General features: G+C 54.0%; 14 protein-coding genes and 1 tRNA gene. 6 read left to right on the plus strand and 9 right to left on the minus strand.

The genetic code is table 11. The annotated features are described in order from the left end of the window. Nucleotides 1-4 precede the first annotated feature (4 nt). Entirely contained in the window at nucleotides 5-1,339 is a 1,335-nt protein-coding gene (locus tag C162_RS03450; protein WP_036691289.1) for a 6-phospho-beta-glucosidase, read from the plus strand. A 67-nt stretch (nucleotides 1,340-1,406) separates the two neighbouring features. Here C162_RS03450 and C162_RS03455 read toward each other — a convergent pair whose 3' ends face one another. Then, on the minus strand, nucleotides 1,407-2,129 hold the full coding sequence (locus tag C162_RS03455; RefSeq protein ID WP_051493197.1) for a bZIP transcription factor: 723 nt from the start codon (nucleotides 2,127-2,129) through the stop codon (nucleotides 1,407-1,409). 128 nt (nucleotides 2,130-2,257) lie between these two features. Then, nucleotides 2,258-3,073, minus strand: a complete 816-nt coding sequence (locus C162_RS03460) for a helix-turn-helix domain-containing protein (protein WP_327196373.1) — start codon at nucleotides 3,071-3,073, stop codon at nucleotides 2,258-2,260. 126 nt (nucleotides 3,074-3,199) lie between these two features. On the opposite strand from C162_RS03460, the gene C162_RS03465 reads away from it, so the two are divergent. Then, nucleotides 3,200-4,486: a Gfo/Idh/MocA family protein gene (locus C162_RS03465; protein ID WP_036691292.1), complete on the plus strand. Its 1,287-nt coding sequence runs from the start codon at nucleotides 3,200-3,202 to the stop codon at nucleotides 4,484-4,486. Nucleotides 4,487-4,698: 212 nt separating this feature from the next. Here the strand turns inward: C162_RS03465 and C162_RS03470 are convergent. After that, nucleotides 4,699-4,782 (minus strand) — tRNA-Leu (locus C162_RS03470). Between the two features lie 253 nt (nucleotides 4,783-5,035). On the opposite strand from C162_RS03470, the gene C162_RS34030 reads away from it, so the two are divergent. Then, nucleotides 5,036-6,832: a helix-turn-helix domain-containing protein gene (locus tag C162_RS34030; protein WP_051493198.1), complete on the plus strand. Its 1,797-nt coding sequence runs from the start codon at nucleotides 5,036-5,038 to the stop codon at nucleotides 6,830-6,832. Between the two features lie 120 nt (nucleotides 6,833-6,952). Here C162_RS34030 and C162_RS03480 read toward each other — a convergent pair whose 3' ends face one another. Beyond that, the gene (locus tag C162_RS03480) at nucleotides 6,953-7,858 is read right to left on the minus strand and encodes an AraC family transcriptional regulator (protein WP_036691294.1); all 906 of its coding nucleotides are present in this window, start codon (nucleotides 7,856-7,858) and stop codon (nucleotides 6,953-6,955) included. A gap of 108 nt (nucleotides 7,859-7,966) precedes the next feature. Continuing rightward, nucleotides 7,967-8,851 (minus strand): GNAT family N-acetyltransferase, encoded by an 885-nt coding sequence (locus tag C162_RS34035; protein WP_051493199.1) that lies wholly within the window; start codon nucleotides 8,849-8,851, stop codon nucleotides 7,967-7,969. 190 nt (nucleotides 8,852-9,041) lie between these two features. Here C162_RS34035 and C162_RS03490 point away from each other — a divergent pair, with 190 nt between their 5' ends. After that, nucleotides 9,042-9,434 carry a hypothetical protein gene (locus C162_RS03490; protein ID WP_036691296.1) on the plus strand — a complete coding sequence of 131 codons (393 nt, stop codon included), beginning with the start codon at nucleotides 9,042-9,044 and terminating at the stop codon, nucleotides 9,432-9,434. Between the two features lie 101 nt (nucleotides 9,435-9,535). Here the strand turns inward: C162_RS03490 and C162_RS03495 are convergent, their stop codons facing one another. The 3 genes from C162_RS03495 to C162_RS03505 form a co-directional block, all read right to left on the minus strand. Beyond that, nucleotides 9,536-10,822: a glycoside hydrolase family 18 protein gene (locus C162_RS03495; RefSeq protein WP_036691297.1), complete on the minus strand. Its 1,287-nt coding sequence runs from the start codon at nucleotides 10,820-10,822 to the stop codon at nucleotides 9,536-9,538. Between the two features lie 172 nt (nucleotides 10,823-10,994). Then, the gene (locus C162_RS03500; RefSeq protein WP_036691299.1) at nucleotides 10,995-13,781 is read right to left on the minus strand and encodes a glycoside hydrolase family 3 C-terminal domain-containing protein; all 2,787 of its coding nucleotides are present in this window, start codon (nucleotides 13,779-13,781) and stop codon (nucleotides 10,995-10,997) included. Between the two features lie 252 nt (nucleotides 13,782-14,033). Next, the gene (locus tag C162_RS03505; RefSeq protein WP_235218339.1) at nucleotides 14,034-14,195 is read right to left on the minus strand and encodes a hypothetical protein; all 162 of its coding nucleotides are present in this window, start codon (nucleotides 14,193-14,195) and stop codon (nucleotides 14,034-14,036) included. A gap of 223 nt (nucleotides 14,196-14,418) precedes the next feature. Between C162_RS03505 and C162_RS03510 the strand changes: the two genes are divergently transcribed. Both C162_RS03510 and C162_RS03515 read left to right on the plus strand, forming a co-directional pair. After that, the gene (locus tag C162_RS03510) at nucleotides 14,419-15,729 is read left to right on the plus strand and encodes a putative DNA modification/repair radical SAM protein (RefSeq protein WP_235218341.1); all 1,311 of its coding nucleotides are present in this window, start codon (nucleotides 14,419-14,421) and stop codon (nucleotides 15,727-15,729) included. Then, a complete protein-coding gene (locus tag C162_RS03515) occupies nucleotides 15,729-16,610 on the plus strand; it encodes a TIGR03915 family putative DNA repair protein (protein ID WP_084648805.1) in 882 nt (293 codons plus the stop codon). The genes C162_RS03510 and C162_RS03515 overlap by 1 nt, the downstream gene beginning before the upstream one ends. Nucleotides 16,611-16,676: 66 nt before the next feature. On the opposite strand, the gene C162_RS03520 is transcribed toward C162_RS03515, so the two are convergent. Continuing rightward, nucleotides 16,677-19,061: a phosphoketolase family protein gene (locus tag C162_RS03520; protein ID WP_036691304.1), complete on the minus strand. Its 2,385-nt coding sequence runs from the start codon at nucleotides 19,059-19,061 to the stop codon at nucleotides 16,677-16,679. Nucleotides 19,062-19,125: the final 64 nt, after the last annotated feature.

Raw genomic sequence — 19,125 nt, forward strand, 5'->3', positions numbered from 1 at the left:
CATCTTGACAGCAAACCAAGGTCTTAAGATTGCCGTAATTGGCGGGGGCTCCTCCTATACCCCGGAACTGGTAGAAGGCTTCATCCTGCATTATAAGGAGCTCCCGGTCCGGGAGCTATGGCTTGTAGATATTGAAGCAGGCCTGCACAAGCTGAACATCGTAGGCGCACTGGCGAAGCGCATGGTGGAGAAATCCGGCCTCCCGATCAAGGTCCACCTCACTACCGACCGCCGCGAAGCGATTGCCGGGGCGGACTTCGTCAGCACGCAGATTCGCGTCGGTATGCTGGATGCCCGCGCCCGCGACGAGGCGATTCCGCTGAAATATGGCGTGATCGGCCAGGAGACGACCGGTCCCGGCGGCATGCTGAAGGCACTGCGCACCATCCCGGTCATTCTCGGCATCTGCCGGGATATCGAGGAGCTGGCGCCGGACGCCTGGCTGCTCAACTTCACCAACCCGGCAGGCATGGTCACCGAAGCCGTGCTGCGGTACTCCAAGGTGAAGAGTATCGGCCTGTGCAATGCCCCGATTGGCCTGATTAAGCAGGTATCAGCCAAGTATGACACTGCCCCGGACCGGATCTATGCCGAGTTCGTCGGCCTGAACCACCTGCACTGGATTACCCGCATTGATGTGGAGGGTGAAGACAAGCTGCAGGAGATGCTGAAGGATACCGCTGGCTACAGTGCAAAGAATGTTCCGGCACGCGAATGGAACCCCGAGTTCCTGCAGTCGCTGCACGCCTTGCCTTCGTATTATCTGAAGTACTTCTACATGACCGATGCGATGCTCGCAGAACAGCAGGAAGCCGCCGCGCAAGGCGGGAACCGCGCCGAAGTGGTCAAGCGTGTGGAAGAGGAGCTGTTCGCCATCTACAGCGACCTTGCGCTGGATGAGAAGCCGAAGCAGCTGGAGCAGCGCGGCGGAGCCTTTTATTCGGAAGCGGCCGTGAACCTGATGCGCTCACTCTATAGCGGGACCAATGACATTCAGACGTTGAATGTGGCGAACCGGGGCATTCTGGACTTCCTGCCGGATGATGCCAGCATCGAAGTCAACTGTGTCGTGACTAAGACTGGCCCCCTCCCGCTGCCGCTGACCAAGATTCCGCCGATGGCCACAGGACTGATCCACGCCGTGAAAACCTATGAGCAGCTAGCCATCGACGCCGCTGTCACCGGAGACCGCAGCCTGGCGATCCAGGCGTTAGCCCATCACCCGCTCGTCCCTTCTGTGGAAGTAGCCATCGCCATGCTGGATGAGATGCTGGAAGCGAATAGGGAGTATCTGCCGGCCTTTTTCGGAGAAGCGGCTGCCCCTGCACCTGTCTTATAATTTCCTTCTTCTGATAAAAAAGCCTGTGCCAACCACAGTTCACTCTGCGGCCGCACAGGCTCTTCTCTTATTTCTTTATGGTATAACGGTAGGTTTCGCCCTCAATCTCGAAATCCGCATATAGCGGCTTGCCGCTCGACTTCACTTCATCAGGAACCTCGGCCAGGAACACCAGCGTACCATACTTCAGCGGTCCAATCGTCGAGATATTGGTATAGGTGAATTCTTCACCACCGTTCTTCTCCATCGTCGCGAAGGTGCTATACACATATTTGTTGTCATATGTAACCTCCACATCCGCTACTCCACCCGCATTGATGGCTTGGCCTGCCAGATTTTTCACCTTCAAGGTGATCGCCAGATAGGTTGTCCCCGGTTCCTTGGCTTCATAGTAGGTGTAGTATGAACCCGGATTCGACGGATAAACTATTTTGCTGAATGATGTCTTGGTAATAGTATATTCACCCGTATCATCAATCCTGAGTGGCGTGCCCTTTACGATCCGCTTGTATTCATCGCCGGAATCAGCGGCTGCCGGGCTGTCTCCGGTACTTAGAAGTTCAGCCGTGCCGCCTTCCTCTTTCGCTGTCACAGGCCTCACAACAAGATCCTTCTTCAGCGCTTCATTCTCTTCCTTTAAAAACTTATTCTCCTTCTTCAGCTCACTAATCTCTGCCTTCAGCTTCTCCGTGAGCTCTCTGCCAGCGCCTGCACTGCCCGAAGAACAGCCGGTTACGGTTACCGCAAGCATAGCAGCAGCAAGCCAGAGACTCCCTGAATGGATTTTCATAACACACTCCAATATCTGTATTTCAACCTTCATTTATTATAAGACAGACTCTGTGTCAAAAGATAGAAAGATATGTAGCATCCCTCACAGCTATTGTCGAATGAAACATCGGATGCGGGCCGTAGTCGTCATCCCCTGTGCTGCTTGCGGTACTGGAGAGGGGAACGCCCCGTAATGGCCTTGAATTTCCGACCGAAATGCGCAATGCTCTCAAATCCCGTCTCCGCTGCCACCCGGGTGATCGGCCACTTCGTCTGTGTGAGCAGCGCCTTCGCCTCACGGATGCGGACAATATTCAGGTATTCAATGATGGTGAAGCCTGTCGTTTGCTTAAAAATCCGGCACAGATACGTTGCGCTGATGAAGAACCGCTCGGCAATGCCCACGAGGCTCAGACGCCCGCTGTAATGGTTGTCCAGATATTCGATGATGCTGTACACCCTGCGCTGCCCCTCGCTCTGCTCCGGGGAGACCAAGGCGGGCTTCGCCCCCCGTATCCGCTCCAGCGTAATCAGCAGTTGCAGCAGTAGCGTCCTTGTATATTCAGTGCTCCAGCGCAGACCCTCTTTCTGTTCCTCCTGCATCGCCTGGAGCAGCTCTGTGATGACTCCCTGTTCATGCGCCGTGGGCCGTAGCAGGAAGCTCTCCCCTTCGAACACATTCATCCAGTCTGCCCCGGGTGCCACCGGCCCCAGATAGGCATCATTGAAGCTGATCAGCACCCGCTCATGCGGCAGATGGCTTCCGCCGGTTGTGCGGTGCAGGTGATTTTTGTTAATAAACACGAGGTCTCCGGCTTCCAGCGCGTACCTTCCGTTGCGGATATAATAGTGACGCTGCCCGGACAGCAGATAGTATATTTCGTAGAAATCATGGAAATGGTCGGTGTCCATATTGAAATGCCCGATGCGCCTCAGCTGCTCAATCTGAAAGATAGGTTCCACCTTCACCAAGCCCCCTGCCAGGATAAGATCTGCACACTTTTGAGCATAACAGTCTAAATTCCGTTCACTTTCTGCATTTTCTATACTATAAAATAGAATCAAATCCAAGTAAATGGAGTGATCCCCTTGTCCAAAAAGAAATATGCACTTGTCGGCACCGGCGGCCGGGCTGAATTTTTCTATGGCGCTCTTGTTACCGCTTACAACGAAACCTCCGAGCTGGTGGCCTTCTGTGATGTCAATCAGACACGGATGAATTTCGCCAATCATATGCTTACAGGCAAATACGATTACCATGAGGTGCCTACGTACAAGGCCGAGGATTTCGACCGGATGATCACCGAGACCCGGCCCGACTTCGTGCTGGTGACTACGATTGACCGGACGCACCACAAGTATATTATCCGTGCGATGGAGCTGGGCTGTGATGTCATTTCTGAGAAGCCGATGACGATTGACGAGGAGAAATGCCGGGAGATCTTCGACGCCATCGAGCGCACCGGCAAGAATCTGCGGGTCACCTTCAACTACCGCTACGCCCCGCATAACACGAAGATCCGCGAGGTCATTATGGACGGCGTGCTGGGTGAAATTCTGTCCGTGAACTTCGAGTGGCTGCTGAACACCCAGCATGGAGCGGACTATTTCCGCAGATGGCACCGCGACAAGCGGAACAGCGGCGGCCTCTTGGTGCACAAATCGACGCATCACTTCGACCTGATGAACTTCTGGCTGGGGTCGCAGCCGGACACGGTTTTCGCCATGGGCGACCTGCGCTTCTACGGTAGAGAGAATGCTGAGAAACGGGGCATCACCGAGTTCTACCAGCGTGCCTACGGCAGTAGAGCTGCAGAGAACGACCCGTTCGCGCTACATTTGGACCGTAACGAACATCTGAAGAGCATGTACCTGGATGCCGAACACGAGGACGGGTACCAGCGCGACCAGAGTGTGTTCGGGGACAATATCAGCATCGAGGACACCATGAATGTTATGGTCAAATACAAGAACAAGACCGTCATGAACTATTCCCTTAACGCATATATGCCGTGGGAGGGCTTCATCATCGTGTTCAACGGTACACAGGGCCGGATGGAGGTACGGATTACCGAGCAGTCCTACGTCAACTCCGGCGGCAAAAAAGAAAACGAAGGCGCGCTGGAAGACATCAGCATTATGATCTATCCGCACTTCAAGGAGCCTTACCGTGTAGAGTTCGAGAGCAGCAGCGGTGGACACGGCGGCGGTGATCCGGTGCTGCTGAGCGATATTTTCGACAAAAAGCAGGAAGACCGCTTCAAGCGCGCAGCTTCGCATAAGGACGGCGCGATGTCGATTATGACCGGCATTGCCGCTAACCGCTCCATGAAGACCGGCCAGCCGGTGCGGATTGCTGACATCTGGCGGGGGTAATTCTAGCGCGTGGTCTCGCAGCAGCTATGAACCCGACAATGAAGAAGCCCCCTTTCCACCACTTGGATGTGGGGAAAGGGGGGCTGTTTAATTGTCTACTTGGAGCCAGGCACATTGTATTCGGTTTCTTGCATACATTCTGCGTGTCGCAGCAAAAAAAAAGACCCTTCATTTAAGAAGGGTCTTCGCTTGCATTACGGTTAAAACCATTATGCGGTCAAGAGGACTCGAACCTCCACGATATTGCTACCACTGGCACCTGAAGCCAGCGCGTCTGCCAATTCCGCCATGACCGCAAAGAAAACATTCAATGCAACGCAAGAAGTAATATATCATGAATTCTTCAGAAGAACAAGTCTTTTTTATTTATCAGAGTTAAGGAGGAGAATAGCCGCATTGTGAAGGGGTTAACCGGCGCATTACAGCTTGCCTCAACTTACGGTTGATTTTGTTATACTGCGTACCCTACTCCAGTATATGGGTTATTTTGAGAGCTGATATTATAATAGCCTTACGACGTCGGAATCCACTATAGGAGTTGTATCGCGCATGATCGTTAGTGAAAAAGTTGGTAAACGAATTGCTACCCTCCGCAAAATAAAAGGCTTGTCCCAGGAACAATTAGCGGAACTGCTCCATGTGAGCGCCCAGGCGGTATCCAAATGGGAGACCGGCAAGTCTCTGCCGGAGACGGCCACCCTTCCCCTGCTGTCTGCCGCATTGAATCACTCTATTGATAGCATCCTGCTGCCCCAGGAGCTTGTGGTGCTCTCGGCAATCTATACGGATGGACAGCAGGAGCTGGATGTTACCCAGCTTGTGAACCAGTTTGTAGCTTCAGACCGATTAAGCTTAATCCCCGGGGAGCACCTCTTTCCCCACTCCTGGAATGACAGCCGCCTGAAGCTGCTGCTTGTTACCTATGAGACCCCTGACGGTATGTATTCGACCTTTGTGCTGAAGGACCAGCTGCTTACGATAGATATCCATTCGAACGGGTATGTATCAAGCAGTAATGAGCTGCAGATTATTGCTGCACATTATGGGGATGAACAGGCATACCGCAGCGTTGCGGACAAAATGAAGCATTACGAGCATTTCCGCTGGACTCAGTTCACCGCCACACATGAGCTGTTTCCCAGTCTGGTCGACTGCGGCGGTCAAGACTACCTGCTGCTGGTCTACCTGAATGCCGAAGGTATTCATGCCGTAAGCTGCGCGGAAGGCGAACAGATTCATTACAGCGGGGACCGCAGTTATCTCTATCAGACCCGTTCCTCCCGGGATGAATGCATTATTGAAGGGCTTCCGCGACTGGGCTTCGGACGGGGGCAGGATTGCTCCTGGGCAGGAGCCATGATGCTCGCTCTTACCGCCAGAGACATAGAGACCACGTATGAGCAGGTGATGGGCTATTCGGGAGCCTGCTGGAGAGTGGCTTTTGAACCGGTATGGGACTTCAGTGCTGCGGATGCCCTTGTCGTCTATGACTATTCTATCCCCGCCTGCAAGGCTTATGGACTAAGCGCCCACCAGGCCAACCGGTTAGAGCCGCAGCAGCGCACAGCCGAGAAGCTGGCGATTCTGGAGGATATCCGCCAAGGCAGACTGCCCCTTGCCATTAACCTCAGGGTAGCGCCGGAGTGGGGAGTCATTACAGGATATCTGGCGGAGGGGGATGTGCTGCTGTGCCGCAGTTATTTTGACGATGAAACCTTCAGTGAGCTTGAAGCTGATCCTGAATTCCAGGCTCATATGAGGATAAGCCAAGGGTATCTCCATGTGGATCAATGGCCTTACCGGATCATCCGGTTGGGCGAGCAGACGGCGGTCCCTTCTGCCTTGGAGAATCTGTATGCCTCGCTTCATATTAAGCTGGAATCGATGCAGCCTGAGACCATAGCCAGTAACAGCACTTATGCTGTAGGATACAAAGCGCTGGAGCTATGGAGAGAGGGGCTCCTGGATCATCCATGGTATGCCGCAGCGGACGAAGAAACCTTCAGCCGCAGGTTATCCGTTAATCACTTCTGCATGATGGCCCTGGCAGATGCCCGCCGCTGCGCCGCCACCTACTTAAGTGACTCTCTGACGCTGGTGCATGACCCGCAACAACAAGCTGCCTTAGCGGAGATGACTGAGATCTACGGAGAGATGGCTGGTCTGCTGGATAGATACTATAAGGAGATGTCCGACCCGACAGTTCTCCGCACAACCGGCACTGCCCCGAGAGCCAACTGGACGACCCGGCAGCGTGAGCAGCAGGCAGAGCTTCTGGCGAAGGTTGCTTCGCTGGAGCATCAGGGAGATACTCTTGCGCAAACGGTGCTGAGCCTAACTTATTAGTGTATTGATGTATAACGGCTCTAGTGCCGGGTTTGGCCTGACGTAGAATTGTTGTGCAACAGGCAGCAGCTTAAGCAGAAGCGCCGGACGCTTTTGCTTAAGCCAGACTGCTGTTCGGAGTTAGTCTAATTTACGGACCGGCCGCAGCACCGCATACCCGTAACCCTCAGGGAAATGCCGCTGATAATCCTGTTTCTCCTCTTCGTCCCACATATAGCCCATAACCGCAGGATCATAATTCCAGGCCACTTCCTCAACAATACGCATCACCTGCCCATTATCCTGCAAGTAATCAAAGGGCGGATGAAAAAAGACCAGATACTCCGATTCCGGGATATCGAGGCACTCCATACCCTCCGGAACCGCCCCGTCGTAGTCAGCCGCGACAAGGATACCATATAGATATCCTTTGCACCCCTCCTGATAGAACCAGCCTGCCGTTTGGCCCAGTTGGCCAGGCAGCGTATGGTGCGACATACTCTCCAGAGTTCCGGAGACCTCATCGCAGTCATGCCCATTCTCCCAGAATCCTCCGTAATTGTTAGAGCCGATATCGCGGATGCCAATAAACTTATGCGCCGGTATCAACTCAAGCTTAATCTCCGCTTCCTGCAAATGCACCTGTCTCATTCTATCCCGCTCCCTGATCAGATAATGATAAGGAGTGAACACCTCGGCACGAATAGCCAGCGGGATCGGCTGTGGAGCTATGCGGTAGGCATGGGGAGTGAGCTTGAAGGCTCTGAGAAAGGCCCGTGCGAACGCCTCCTGGGAGGAAAACCCAAACTTCACGGCAATATCCAGAATGCGCGCATCCGTGTCCCTAAGCTCCAGTGCCGCCCGGCCAATTCGGCGCTGCCAGACATAATCCCGCAGCGTCATACCGGTCAGAGCATGAAATTGCCTGGTGCAGTAATACGGCGAATACCCCAGCTGCTCAGACATCTTCAGCAGGGTAGGCGAAGACGAGAGATCCTCCTCCACCCAGTCAATCATGCGCTGAACCATCTCATTCCATTCGTACATTGTTGTTCTCCTCCTTTCATTGCTGATTTTAGCAGAGACCTAGAGTGTAGATATGACTTGAGTTGTGGTGCCTTTAATCCTATTTGTATCTTCAGAATTTGTATATTTTCAGAACCCGCCCCCAATAAGGATATGCTTCATGACACGGTCCATGGTGAACCCGTTCTTGTCGTAGAAGCGGATGGCAGCTGTATTCTCTTCGCCGACAACCAAGCTGATACCCGAATAACCCAGCCCTTTGTACTTCTCTGCCAGACAGGCAATCAGTTGCCTGCCTATGCCCCGGCTTCTCTCTTCGGGCCGAATACATAGGTACTCCAGATGAAGGGTGCCGGTCCGTGCATTTCTTCTAACAATTATGTATCCGGTGAACCGGCCCTCATTAAGGACAGCTTGAACGTCATATTCACTGTTGCTGCTGTCTTCTATCTCTGCAGTAATCTCCTCCGGGGTAAGAATTGCGCCTTGGAATTGCTGATTATGCAGATCGAGAATCTCCCCGGTCCACCTGGAGGCAGGCTCTGTGACGGGCAGAATAGACAAGCCAGGGTGCATGCGGCGGATGTTGTCAGGCGCTGATGCTATAGCGATCGAGTAGTGGTAATGCGTGTTCACCTTCTCAGCCCGATAGCGGGCAACATATTCAATGAGCGCAGTATTATCACCGCTAATAAAAAGATGGACGTACCTTATAGCTCCAGCTTGAGCAGTCTCACTCAGGTAGTTGAATAAGCGCTGAAGCTCTTCTTCAGGGTGCGCTGAATAATAAGGGCCCCATACCTCAATATCCTTTTGCCCACCCCCAACATCATAGATGTCCAGGATAATCGCGCCAGTAATACGTTCTCCTTCATACAGCACCAGACTTGCTTCCTCCATACCATCACTAAGGTCATGCATAACATCCTCCAGCGTACTGCCTACATACCCGCACTGCTGGTCTCCTGCATTACGGGCGCAGATGAACGCCGCTAACTTCCCGATATCAGCCAAACGGTTCTCCCCCCTAATCATAGATTCACTATTGTAAGATAATACCACCTACCTACTAATAGTACGCTATCCCGCCCCCAAAGACAGCCCCGGGTTGTTCAAAAATAATCTGCAGAACTCCATACCCGCACAAGCCGCCCCCCAGGTTCTGAGTAAAATAAAGTAAATAGAACAGTGAGGTGAATGACGAATGGCAAATTCAACAAAGCTCCGCAAGCGGGCACAGCAGCTGAAAGGCCAGCCGGTCTGCATCACTTTGCATAATGGGCGTTCCTACGTAGGGTGGATTACAGACCTGAACCAGGAGGCGGTGATTCTGTCCAGACCCAGCACGCGTAAGGGACCATCCCCGAAACGGAAATCCTCTTCAGCTGCGCGCAGAGCAGAGGTATCCGGCTTCATGCCTTTACTAGGCTCGCTGATGGGCGGAGGAGGCGGGGCGGCCGGTATCGGCGGGGGTCTCGGACGGTTCATGGGCATGTTCGGAATGGTGCAGAAGGCTATGCCGGTGATGAAGATGGGCTACAACATGATCAAATCGATCCGGCCTTTTCTGGGCGGGCTCAAGGGCTTAATGGGCTAACACGTATATGCTCAAAAAAACGGATGTGCCGCCATTTCGCATGGGCACATCCGTTTTGGTGTGGAGATTCTTACGCCGCCGCTGGCCGCAGCGTCTCCGGTCTATTTTTTGACCACCTTGAAGTTATCCGTAAGCAGCAGCCAATTCTGCGGAAAAGGCAGGCCCAGCTTCCAGTAGCTGATGCCGCGCAGCCCGAGCTCCTTGATCAGATCGAACTTGGCCTGAATCGAGCGGGCATCCTCGAACCATACCGTATGCTGCCGCCCCTCGTCATCGGTGTAATTGAAGTGCGGCGCCTCTGCTCTATAGTCATACTGAATGCCTGCATTCCTGTTCCTTGCCAGATCAATGGCTGCCTGCGGACTGAGCGCTTTCGCATATTGCCCCCCTGCTACAAAAGGCAGTGTCCAATCATAACCGTACAGATTCTGGCCCATCATGATTTTACCGGCGGGCATCTCGCTTGCTGCATAGGTCAGCACCTGACGGACAGGCCCGATGGGCGAGACAGGCATCGCCGGCCCCCCGCTGTAGCCCCATTCATACGTCATAATAATGACGAAGTCAGCCACCTCGCCGTGGACCTTGTAGTCATGCGCCGTATACCAGGCCCCAACCTGTGACGCGCTGGTCTTGGGGGCAAGGGCGGTGGACAACAGGAAGCCCTCCTTGTGAATGACGTCTGCCGCCTTCCGCAGAAAAGTGTTGTATGCTTCACGGTCCTCCGGCCGGAGAAACTCCAGATCAAAGTGGATATCCCGGAAGTTCAGCCGCTTCGCTTCCGCAATGATATTCTCAAGCAGCCGGTCCTGGACCTCCTGATCATTCAGAATGATGCGCCCAAGCTCCGAGCTGAACTGGGCATCCTCCAGATTCGTCACCACCATCATCAGCGTCACCTGATGCTCTGCGGCAATGGAGGCGAGGCCGTCCAGAGGCGGCGGTACCAGTGTTCCGTCCCGCTTGATCCGGAAGCTGAACGGTGCGAGATACGTCAGCTCAGGAGCAGCCTCACGTGCAGCATTCTGCAGCGGCTGGGAGACACTCTCCCCCCGCGGCTCCACATATGCGTTCACTTCCGCTTCCCGCCTCGGTCCAGGGGGAAGGTACAGCCGGAGCCCGACCTGCAGCGGCTGATTCAGCGTCAGCCCGTTCACCTCAGCCACCTCGCTTGCCTTCAGGTCGAACCGCTTGGCGATGCTGTAGTAGCTGTCGCCCGGCTGCACCCAATAATATTGCCCGGCAATCGGGATTACCAGCGCCTGCCCCGCCACCAGTCTTCCCGGCGCAGAGAGCTGATTCGCCTCAGTTATCGTATCTGTGCTGATTCCGTAGGCCTGCGCAATGCCATACAGCGTCTGGCCCGGCTGCACTACATGTATTTGCATATCGTTCCTGCCATCCCTTCATAGTAGCCGTTTTATCTCTATTTTATTCGGCGGCCCTGCGGGTATGCGGAATCAGGCGGATCATGCGAATTCTTATATATGCACAAAAGACACCCCGGAGGGTGTCTTGATGCTGGTGCTATCAATGGTTGCTGATCCTATGGTGCTGATGCTATACCTGCTTGAATTCAATCCATTCAATCTGCAGACCGGGCTTGACGAAGTCGAGCTTCAGCTCATACCGTCCGGCTTCCAGTTCAACCTTGACCAGCTTCTGTCTGATCCACCGGCCTTCCGTTCCGTTCGTCTGAATGGTGGTTACCGCTTGTCCATTCAGAGTCAGGTTGCAGGCGCTCTGCGCAAGCTCAGGCTCAGGAGACATGATGCTGACAATAATGCGGTACTGGCCCGCCTCGTCAGCCTGAATGTAGGTCGGCCCGGACACCGCAGGCGTTACCTGTGCGTTCTCGCTCAGAACCTGTACATGCTCAGCCGCGATAGCCAGATCAGCCTTGAACGTATCGACCGCTTCAATAATCTCATGCTTTCTGGAGAACACCGGCGCCTTCATGATGAACTCACAGATGTTGATTGCGCAGCGCTGAAGCTCCCCGCGGGTAAGGGTACCGTTCTCCAGAGATGCGATCGTGTTGTCGTCATAAGCGTTCACTTCTGCCCCATAGTTGCTGACAACCATGTACACATCGTTCTGCGCACGGACCATCCAGTTCATATTCTTACGGTCTGCCGGCCCTCCGTTCACCACATCATTCATAATCGCCCACCAGTCGGTCATGACGATCCCCTGGAAGCCCCATTCGCCGCGAAGCAGCGTGGTGTTGAGGTCATAGTTTGAAGCCGCCCAATGCCCGTTCACAGGGTTGTAGGAGGTCATGATCGAATTGGCCCCACCCTGCTTGACTGCGATTTCGAAGCCCTTCAGGTAGATCTCACGAAGCGCGCGTTCCGATACGACAGCATCGACCTTACTGCGGTGCTTCTCCTGGTTGTTGCAGGCAAAATGCTTCAGCGTCGCATTAGAGCCGCCCTTCATAATTCCGCGTGTGCATGCGGCAGCGAAGATCCCCGAAATCAGCGGGTCTTCGGAGAAATATTCGAAGTTGCGCCCGTTCAGCGGGCTGCGCCGGATATTCAGCCCTGGTCCCAGCAGCGCATCCACCTGGTTGCGCAATAATTCCTGGCCTTCCATGACATACAATGCTTCCACCAGTTCTGCGTTCCATGTAGCGGCGAGCAGGGTGCCAATCGATACCTGTGTAGCCTTCGCTCCACTGTCCATACGGATACCGGATGGGCCGTCCGCTGTAGCTGCAACCGGAATGCCGTAGCTGAACAGACTGTCGCTGACGCCCCCGAACGCCGAAGCCGTACCCGGAGTTACCAGCGGGCTGCTCATTCCTTCGCCCCGGACAATCGCCGCCAGGTCTTGGTCGCTTAGCTGGGCAATGAAGGTGCTCATGCTGACTTTTCCGTCATGGACATCTCTCAGGGTATATCCCTGATTACCGGTCTGCGCAAGCGTCTGCGGCAGATTGCGTTCAATCCGCTCCGCCAGATCCACCTTGCGTGTAGGTACCTCAGACGAGACAAGCTCATACGAACCGTCTGCCTTACGGGCACCCGGCTTCATCCGCATGAAACTCTCAGTAGGTGCCATTGCTTCTTCCAGCTGTTCCACAACCTTAAGCTCTTCCAGCACATAACCTTCTTGTCCGTCCAGAAGCACTGCTGACACCGCTTTGACACTGGTGCCTGCATAGAAGCGGTAGGTACCGGCTTCGAGCACATAAGCGGAAGCATGCCCGGTCACACCAGCGTCATCATAGGAAGCCATGGAATGGAGCGGGAAGCTCACAGTAAGGCGCTGAGACTCACCAGGCTCGAGCAGCTTGGTCTTAGCGAAAGCTGCCAGCGCTTTGGCCGGTTGACCCAGCTGTCCCTGCGGCGCTTCGTAATACACCTGCACTACTTCTTTACCGGTATACACCGCTCCCGTATTCGTTACAGTTACACCAATTTCAATCTGCGGCTCGCCCGCCTGGTTCACCAGCTTCGCTTCCTCCGGCTCCAGCTTGAAGGTCGTGTACGAGATCCCGTAGCCGAATTCATACTGAACCTTATCGGGGCAGAAGGTCTCGAAATAGCGGTAGCCTACATAGATATCTTCCTCGTACAGGTTCTTGAACTCATTGCCGTAGTTGCGGGTCGACGGGTAATCCTCAATGGAATACGCGATGGTGTCCGTCAGCTTGCCGCTTGGCGTAACCTCTCCGGCCAGAACATCGGCAATCGCGTGGCCGCCTTCCATGCCGCCATGCCAGGAATAGATCACAGCAGAGATAGGATTCACATAAGCGGCGTCATTCACCCAGCTCATATCCATGATATTGGACACATTGAGCACCACAATCGTCTGTTCAAAATGAGCCGTAACCGAGACAAGCATCGCCTTCTCATCTTCCGTCAGCCGGTAGCTGCCTGCGGTATCGGCATTATCCTGATCCTCGCCCGCCGTACGTCCTATAACCACAACCGCTTTGGCTGACTGGCTTCGTGCCTGCTTCACCAGCTCGTCCGTAAGCGGCATTTCCTTCTGGTTCCACGGCTCCGCAGCCCATACCTTGCCGCCGTCATCGAACGGGTTAAGCCCGATCCAGGCCTCATAGGCTGCAGCCAGTTCTTCATTCACGCTAATGTTCTTCTTGCTGCGCAGTCCATCCAGCAGGTTCGTCGTATATGCAACGTGAACGCTACCGCCCGATCCAGTACCGCTGCGGTAATAATTCACCTGTATTCTGCCAAAAACAGCAACGCTCTCACCGTTACCCAGCGGAAGCACCTGTCCCTCATTCTTAAGCAGTACCGCGCCTTCTGCGGCTACCGTCCGGCTAAATTCTGCAAAACCCTCTAACGGCACTCCAATGTTCTGTGTACTCAATTGGTTTCCTCCTGTATGTTCATTTCCCATGCTGTGGGTTGATTCTATAAATAACGCCCTCCCGAAGGGAATGTACGTTACCTTGAATCTGTATGGTCTTGCATATAGCATATCCTTCTAAGAATATAAGCTCCAGCCATATTATTCAAGCACCGCTCTAAAAATAAAAAGACACCTGTGCGGGCGTCTTTCAAGCCTGTTCCTATGCAATCCGCTGCGCCTGAATAAATACGTCCGGATCTTCTGTTTATTTTATCTGCGGCGGCGGCCCTTCATCATGCGGTTGTACATAATAAGAGCAGCAACGATCATGCCCAGCATGGCTACACTGCCTGCCGATTCCTGCGACATGCCGAACATCAGGCACACACTTGTCACTAGCTGTCTTGTCAGCAGCGCGACGGCTATCAGCATGATAGGCCGCCATATGTTATATCCTCTCACTTTAGCAACACTCCTAACCCGATTTTCAATAATCGCATGATTCCTCATTCCATGAACCATCAATTTCTATTATAGCACAAGAAGGAATGCGCATACATTTTGCAGGCGGCCGGGGAGGTGGATTACGCTTTGACAAGAACGTACGTTCGATATATAATGCTCACATATGAGGGGGATTGAGACCGTGGATGTAATGGAGAAACTAGAGATTCTGACCGCTTCAGCCAAATACGATGTGGCGTGCACTTCAAGCGGTTCCGACCGTAAGGGCCAGGCCGGGACGCTCGGCAACACCCCTGCGATGGGCATCTGCCACAGCTTCGCGGCGGACGGCCGCTGTATTTCGCTGCTGAAGGTGCTTATGACCAACGGCTGTGTATATGATTGTGCCTATTGCATCAACCGCAAGTCCAACCCCATTCGCCGGGCGGCCTTCACCCCCGAAGAGATCGCAGATATCACCATGCAATTCTACCGCCGTAATTATATAGAAGGATTATTTCTCAGCTCAGGCATTATGCGCAGTCCCGACTACACCACCGAGCAGTTAATCGGCGCACTTGAGCTGCTGCGCAATGTCTATCATTTCAACGGTTATATTCATGTAAAAGCCATCCCTGGAGCAGACGAAGCCCTGCTGTCCAGACTTGGGCTGCTCGCCGACCGCATGAGCGTCAACATCGAACTGCCCTCGCAGGAGAGTCTCGGACGGCTCGCCCCCGATAAGAGCAAGGTATCCATCCTGAAGCCGATGGGGCTGATTAGCAGCCGGATCAAGGAGAACCGCTCCGATATCGTCCGGTATAATCACGCGCCCCGCTTCGCTCCGGCCGGACAGAGCACCCAGATGATCGTGGGGGCAACGCCAGATACGGATTACCAGATTCTTAATCTGACGGAGGGATTATACCGCAAATACTCGCTCAAGCGCGTCTTCTTCTCCGCCTACACCCCGGTTGTGGAGGATTCCCTCCTGCCCGCTCTCGACACCAAGCCACCGCTGCTGCGGGAACACCGGCTCTATCAAGCCGATTGGCTCCTGCGTTTCTACGGCTTCAAGGCGAATGAATTATTGGATGAGGCCGTGCCGAACTTCAATCCGCTGCTGGACCCCAAATGCAGTTGGGCCGTTAACCACCGGGAGCAGTTCCCCGTTGAGATCAACCGCGCCCCTTACGAAATGCTGCTGCGTGTACCCGGCATCGGCGTAAGAAGCGCACAGCGGATCGTGAAGGCCAGACGGGCCGGAGCGCTCGATTTCCATGCGCTGAAGAAGCTGGGAGTGGTCCTCAAGCGTGCTCAGTTCTTCATCACCTGTAAGGACAAACCGCTGGAGGGACTGAAGGTAAGCGAGCACACCCTGCTTCGCTCACTCATGTCCGGGGAGCAGCTCGCTCTCCAGCAGCCGCAGGTGGAGCAACTCACGCTGTTCGACGACTTCAACCTGTCAGCACTTCCGGCAGCAGATAGTTGGAACCTGCTCAAGAAGGGGGCGAAGGCCTGATGTTCAAGCCGTCCGCACTGGCGTACACCTATGATGGAAGCTTCGAGGGCCTGCTGTGCTGTGTGTTCGAGAGCTATGCCTGGAAGGAGACTCCGTTAACGATACATTCCGCAGATGCAGAGCAGGGGCTGTTGCTGGAGGCCAAATGGATCGAGACTGACAAGGACAAGGCAGCACGGGTACTGAAATCCCTGCCGCTGCGGATCAGCCGGGAGGCCGAAGAACTGGTGCGTCTGGGCTTCTGGAGCTGCGCTCCCGAGAAGGAAATGCTGCTGTTGAACTTCCTGTATCTCGGCTTCCAGCATGGCCGCAAGGTGATGAATATGCTGGCCGACGACACGGTGAACACACTAATGAAGGCCGTACAGCAGCTCCGGCATGAAGCGCATCTGTATACAGGCTTCGTCCGCTTCTCCGTATACGGACCGGTCATGGCCGCAGTCATTGAACCGCAGGGCTATGTGCTGCCTGTGATCCAGGAGCATTTCTGCGACCGGTTCCAGGGGGAGAGCTTCATGATCTACGATCAGACGCACGGAGCTGCGCTGATTCATGAGCCCGGACGGGAGGCCATCGTGCCGTTAAACGGCTGGACCCCGCCCGAGCCCGATGAGACGGAGGAAGCGTACCGCCGCTTATGGACTGGCTTCTACAATGCCATCGGCATCAAGGAGCGCTACAACGACCGGCTGCGTTCCTCACTGATGCCGAAGCGCTACTGGAAGCACATGGTGGAGATGAATGGGAGGGGCGGTGTGCCTGTACTTTCTGCGGGGCAGCGGAAGAGAGCATTGCAGCCGGAAGCGCCGAAGACCTCATCGATCCCGGACATCCAACTTCAATCATCGGATACAAAAAGCGCCCCGCAGCCATCAACATGACTAACCGGAGCGCTCCTTGATTCAAGCCTTCTATATTATTAATGAAATAACTCTATCGTCCTAACCTTAGTTCAAAGCCTTCCATACCCAGTTCTCAACCTCTGGAAGGTCAATGCCTTCTTCGCGGATGTATGCATGATGCTTCTGCACGATGGCATCCATCTCGTCAGCGATGGACTGGTATTTGCTTGCTTCCGGCAGGCTCAGCACAGCTTCCTTCGTGAGGTCGAAGCGGTCCATCTGGTTGAGGACACGCATATCGAACGGTGTAGTGATGTCGCCATTCTCGCGGTAGCCATGCACATGCAGGTTATGGTTGTGGCGGTCGAAGAACAGGTCTTTGATCAGGCCTTCATAGCCGTGGAAGGCGAAGATGACCGGTTTATCTTTTGTGAAAAATTGATCAAACTCCTCGTCAGACAAGCCGCGCGGATCAAGCTTCTGACTTCTCAGCTTCAGCAGATCGACTACGTTAATGTAACGGATCTTCAGCTCAGGCAGCTTCTCATGCAGGATCGAGATGGCAGCCAAGGCTTCCATAGTTGGTTCTGTACCCGAAGAAGCGATGACGAGATCCGGCTCTCCGCCTTTGTCGGTGCTGGCCCAGTCAATGATCTTGAGGCCTTTAGTTACCAGCTCCTGAGCTTCGTCAGCCGAGAACCACTGCGGACGCGGATGCTTGGAGGATACAATCAGGTTGATCTTCTGACGGTCATTCAGGATCGTGTCGAAGACAGCCAACAAGCTGTTCGCATCGGACGGCAGATACTCACGGATGAATTCAGGCTTCTTGTCAGCCAGATGGCCGAGCAGACCCGGATCTTGGTGGGTATAACCGTTATGGTCCTGCTGGAATACGGTCGATGTGGCGATCACGTTCAGGGAAGGAATATCTTCTCTCCAGGTCTGATCTGTCGCCTTACGCAGCCACTTGAAGTGTTGGGTAATCATCGAGTCAACCACGCGCAGGAACGCTTCATAGCTGGCGAAGAATCCGTGGCGCCCAGTCAGGACATACCCTTCCAGAATCCCTTCCGCCTGATGCTCAGACAACTGGGAGTCAATGACACGGCCGTATGGAGCAAGGAATTCATCCTGCGGTTCCTGAATGGCATCCATCCATTGGCGCTTGGTCACTTCGAATACAGGTCCCAGACGGTTAGACATAGTCTCATCCGGTCCAAAAATCCGGAAGTTGCGGTTCTCTTCGTTGAGCGTAACAACCTCTTTCAGGTATTTCCCCAGCACGGCCATATCCTGTGCAATCACTTGACCCGGAACGGAATTATCCAGGGCGTAGTTGCGGAAGTTCGGCTTGTGCAGGTCTTTGATCAGCTTGCCGGCATTCGTTACAGGGTTCATCCCCATACGTCTGTCGCCGGTTGGCAGCAGCTCAGCCAGATCCGCGTTCAGACGGCCGTTCTCATCGAACAATTCTTCAGGTCTGTAGCTGTTCAGCCATTCAAGCAATGCCGGAGCATGCTTCATGTTCTTCTGATCAACCGGAATCGGCACCTGGTGGGCACGGAAGGAGCCTTCATTCGGCACGCCGTCCCATGCTTTGGGACCAGTCCAGCCCTTAGGCGTACGGAAGACCAGCATCGGCCATACAGGACGGGTAGTATCATTATTTTCACGGGCATTCTTCTGAATTGCGGCAATTCTCTCTACGATCGTATCCAGCACCTTCGCCATTTCCGGGTGCATCAGATCCGGGTTCTCGCCTTCTACGAAGAATGCTTCCCAGCCATTTCCGGCAAAATATGCGGTCAATTCTTCTCTGCTCATCCGGGAGAGGATGGTAGGGTTGCTGATCTTGAAGCCGTTCAAATGCAGAATCGGCAATACAGCACCGTCTGTAATCGGGTTGATGAACCGGTTGGACAGCCAGGAAGCGGCCAGAGGGCCGGTTTCTGCTTCGCCGTCACCTACAACTACTGCAGAGATCAGATCAGGGTTATCGAGAATCGAACCCACGCTGTGCGACAGGGAGTAACCCAGTTCGCCGCCTTCGTGAATGGATCCAGGTGTTTCAGGAGCAGCATGGGAGGCTACACCGCCAGGGAAAGAGAATTGCTTGAACAGCTTTTTCAGACCAGGGATGTCTTGGGTGATCTGGGGGTAGATTTCAGTGTAGCTTCCGTCCAGATAAGAGTTCGATACCATCACCTGACCGCCATGGCCCGGGCCTTCAATATAGAACATGTTGAGATCATATTTAGTGATTACACGGTTCAGGTGCGCATAGATAAAGTTCTGCCCAGGGATGGTGCCCCAGTGTCCGATCGGCTTCACTTTGACATCTGCATCCTTCAGCGGTTCTCTTAACAACGGATTATCCTTCAAATAAAGCTGGCCTACGGAGATGTAGTTCGTTGCACGCCAGTAAGCGTCAAGCTTTTCCAGATACGTTTTCGAGGAATAATCCACCTGTTCGATTGTTAATCCCATGTCTTCCACTCCCTAATCTTTTTCTTTGTATTTTGAATGTATCACTTCTACAGTTACATCATAC

Source organism: Paenibacillus sp. FSL R7-269, from assembly GCF_000517865.1.
Lineage (GTDB): Bacteria > Bacillota > Bacilli > Paenibacillales > Paenibacillaceae > Paenibacillus_AQ.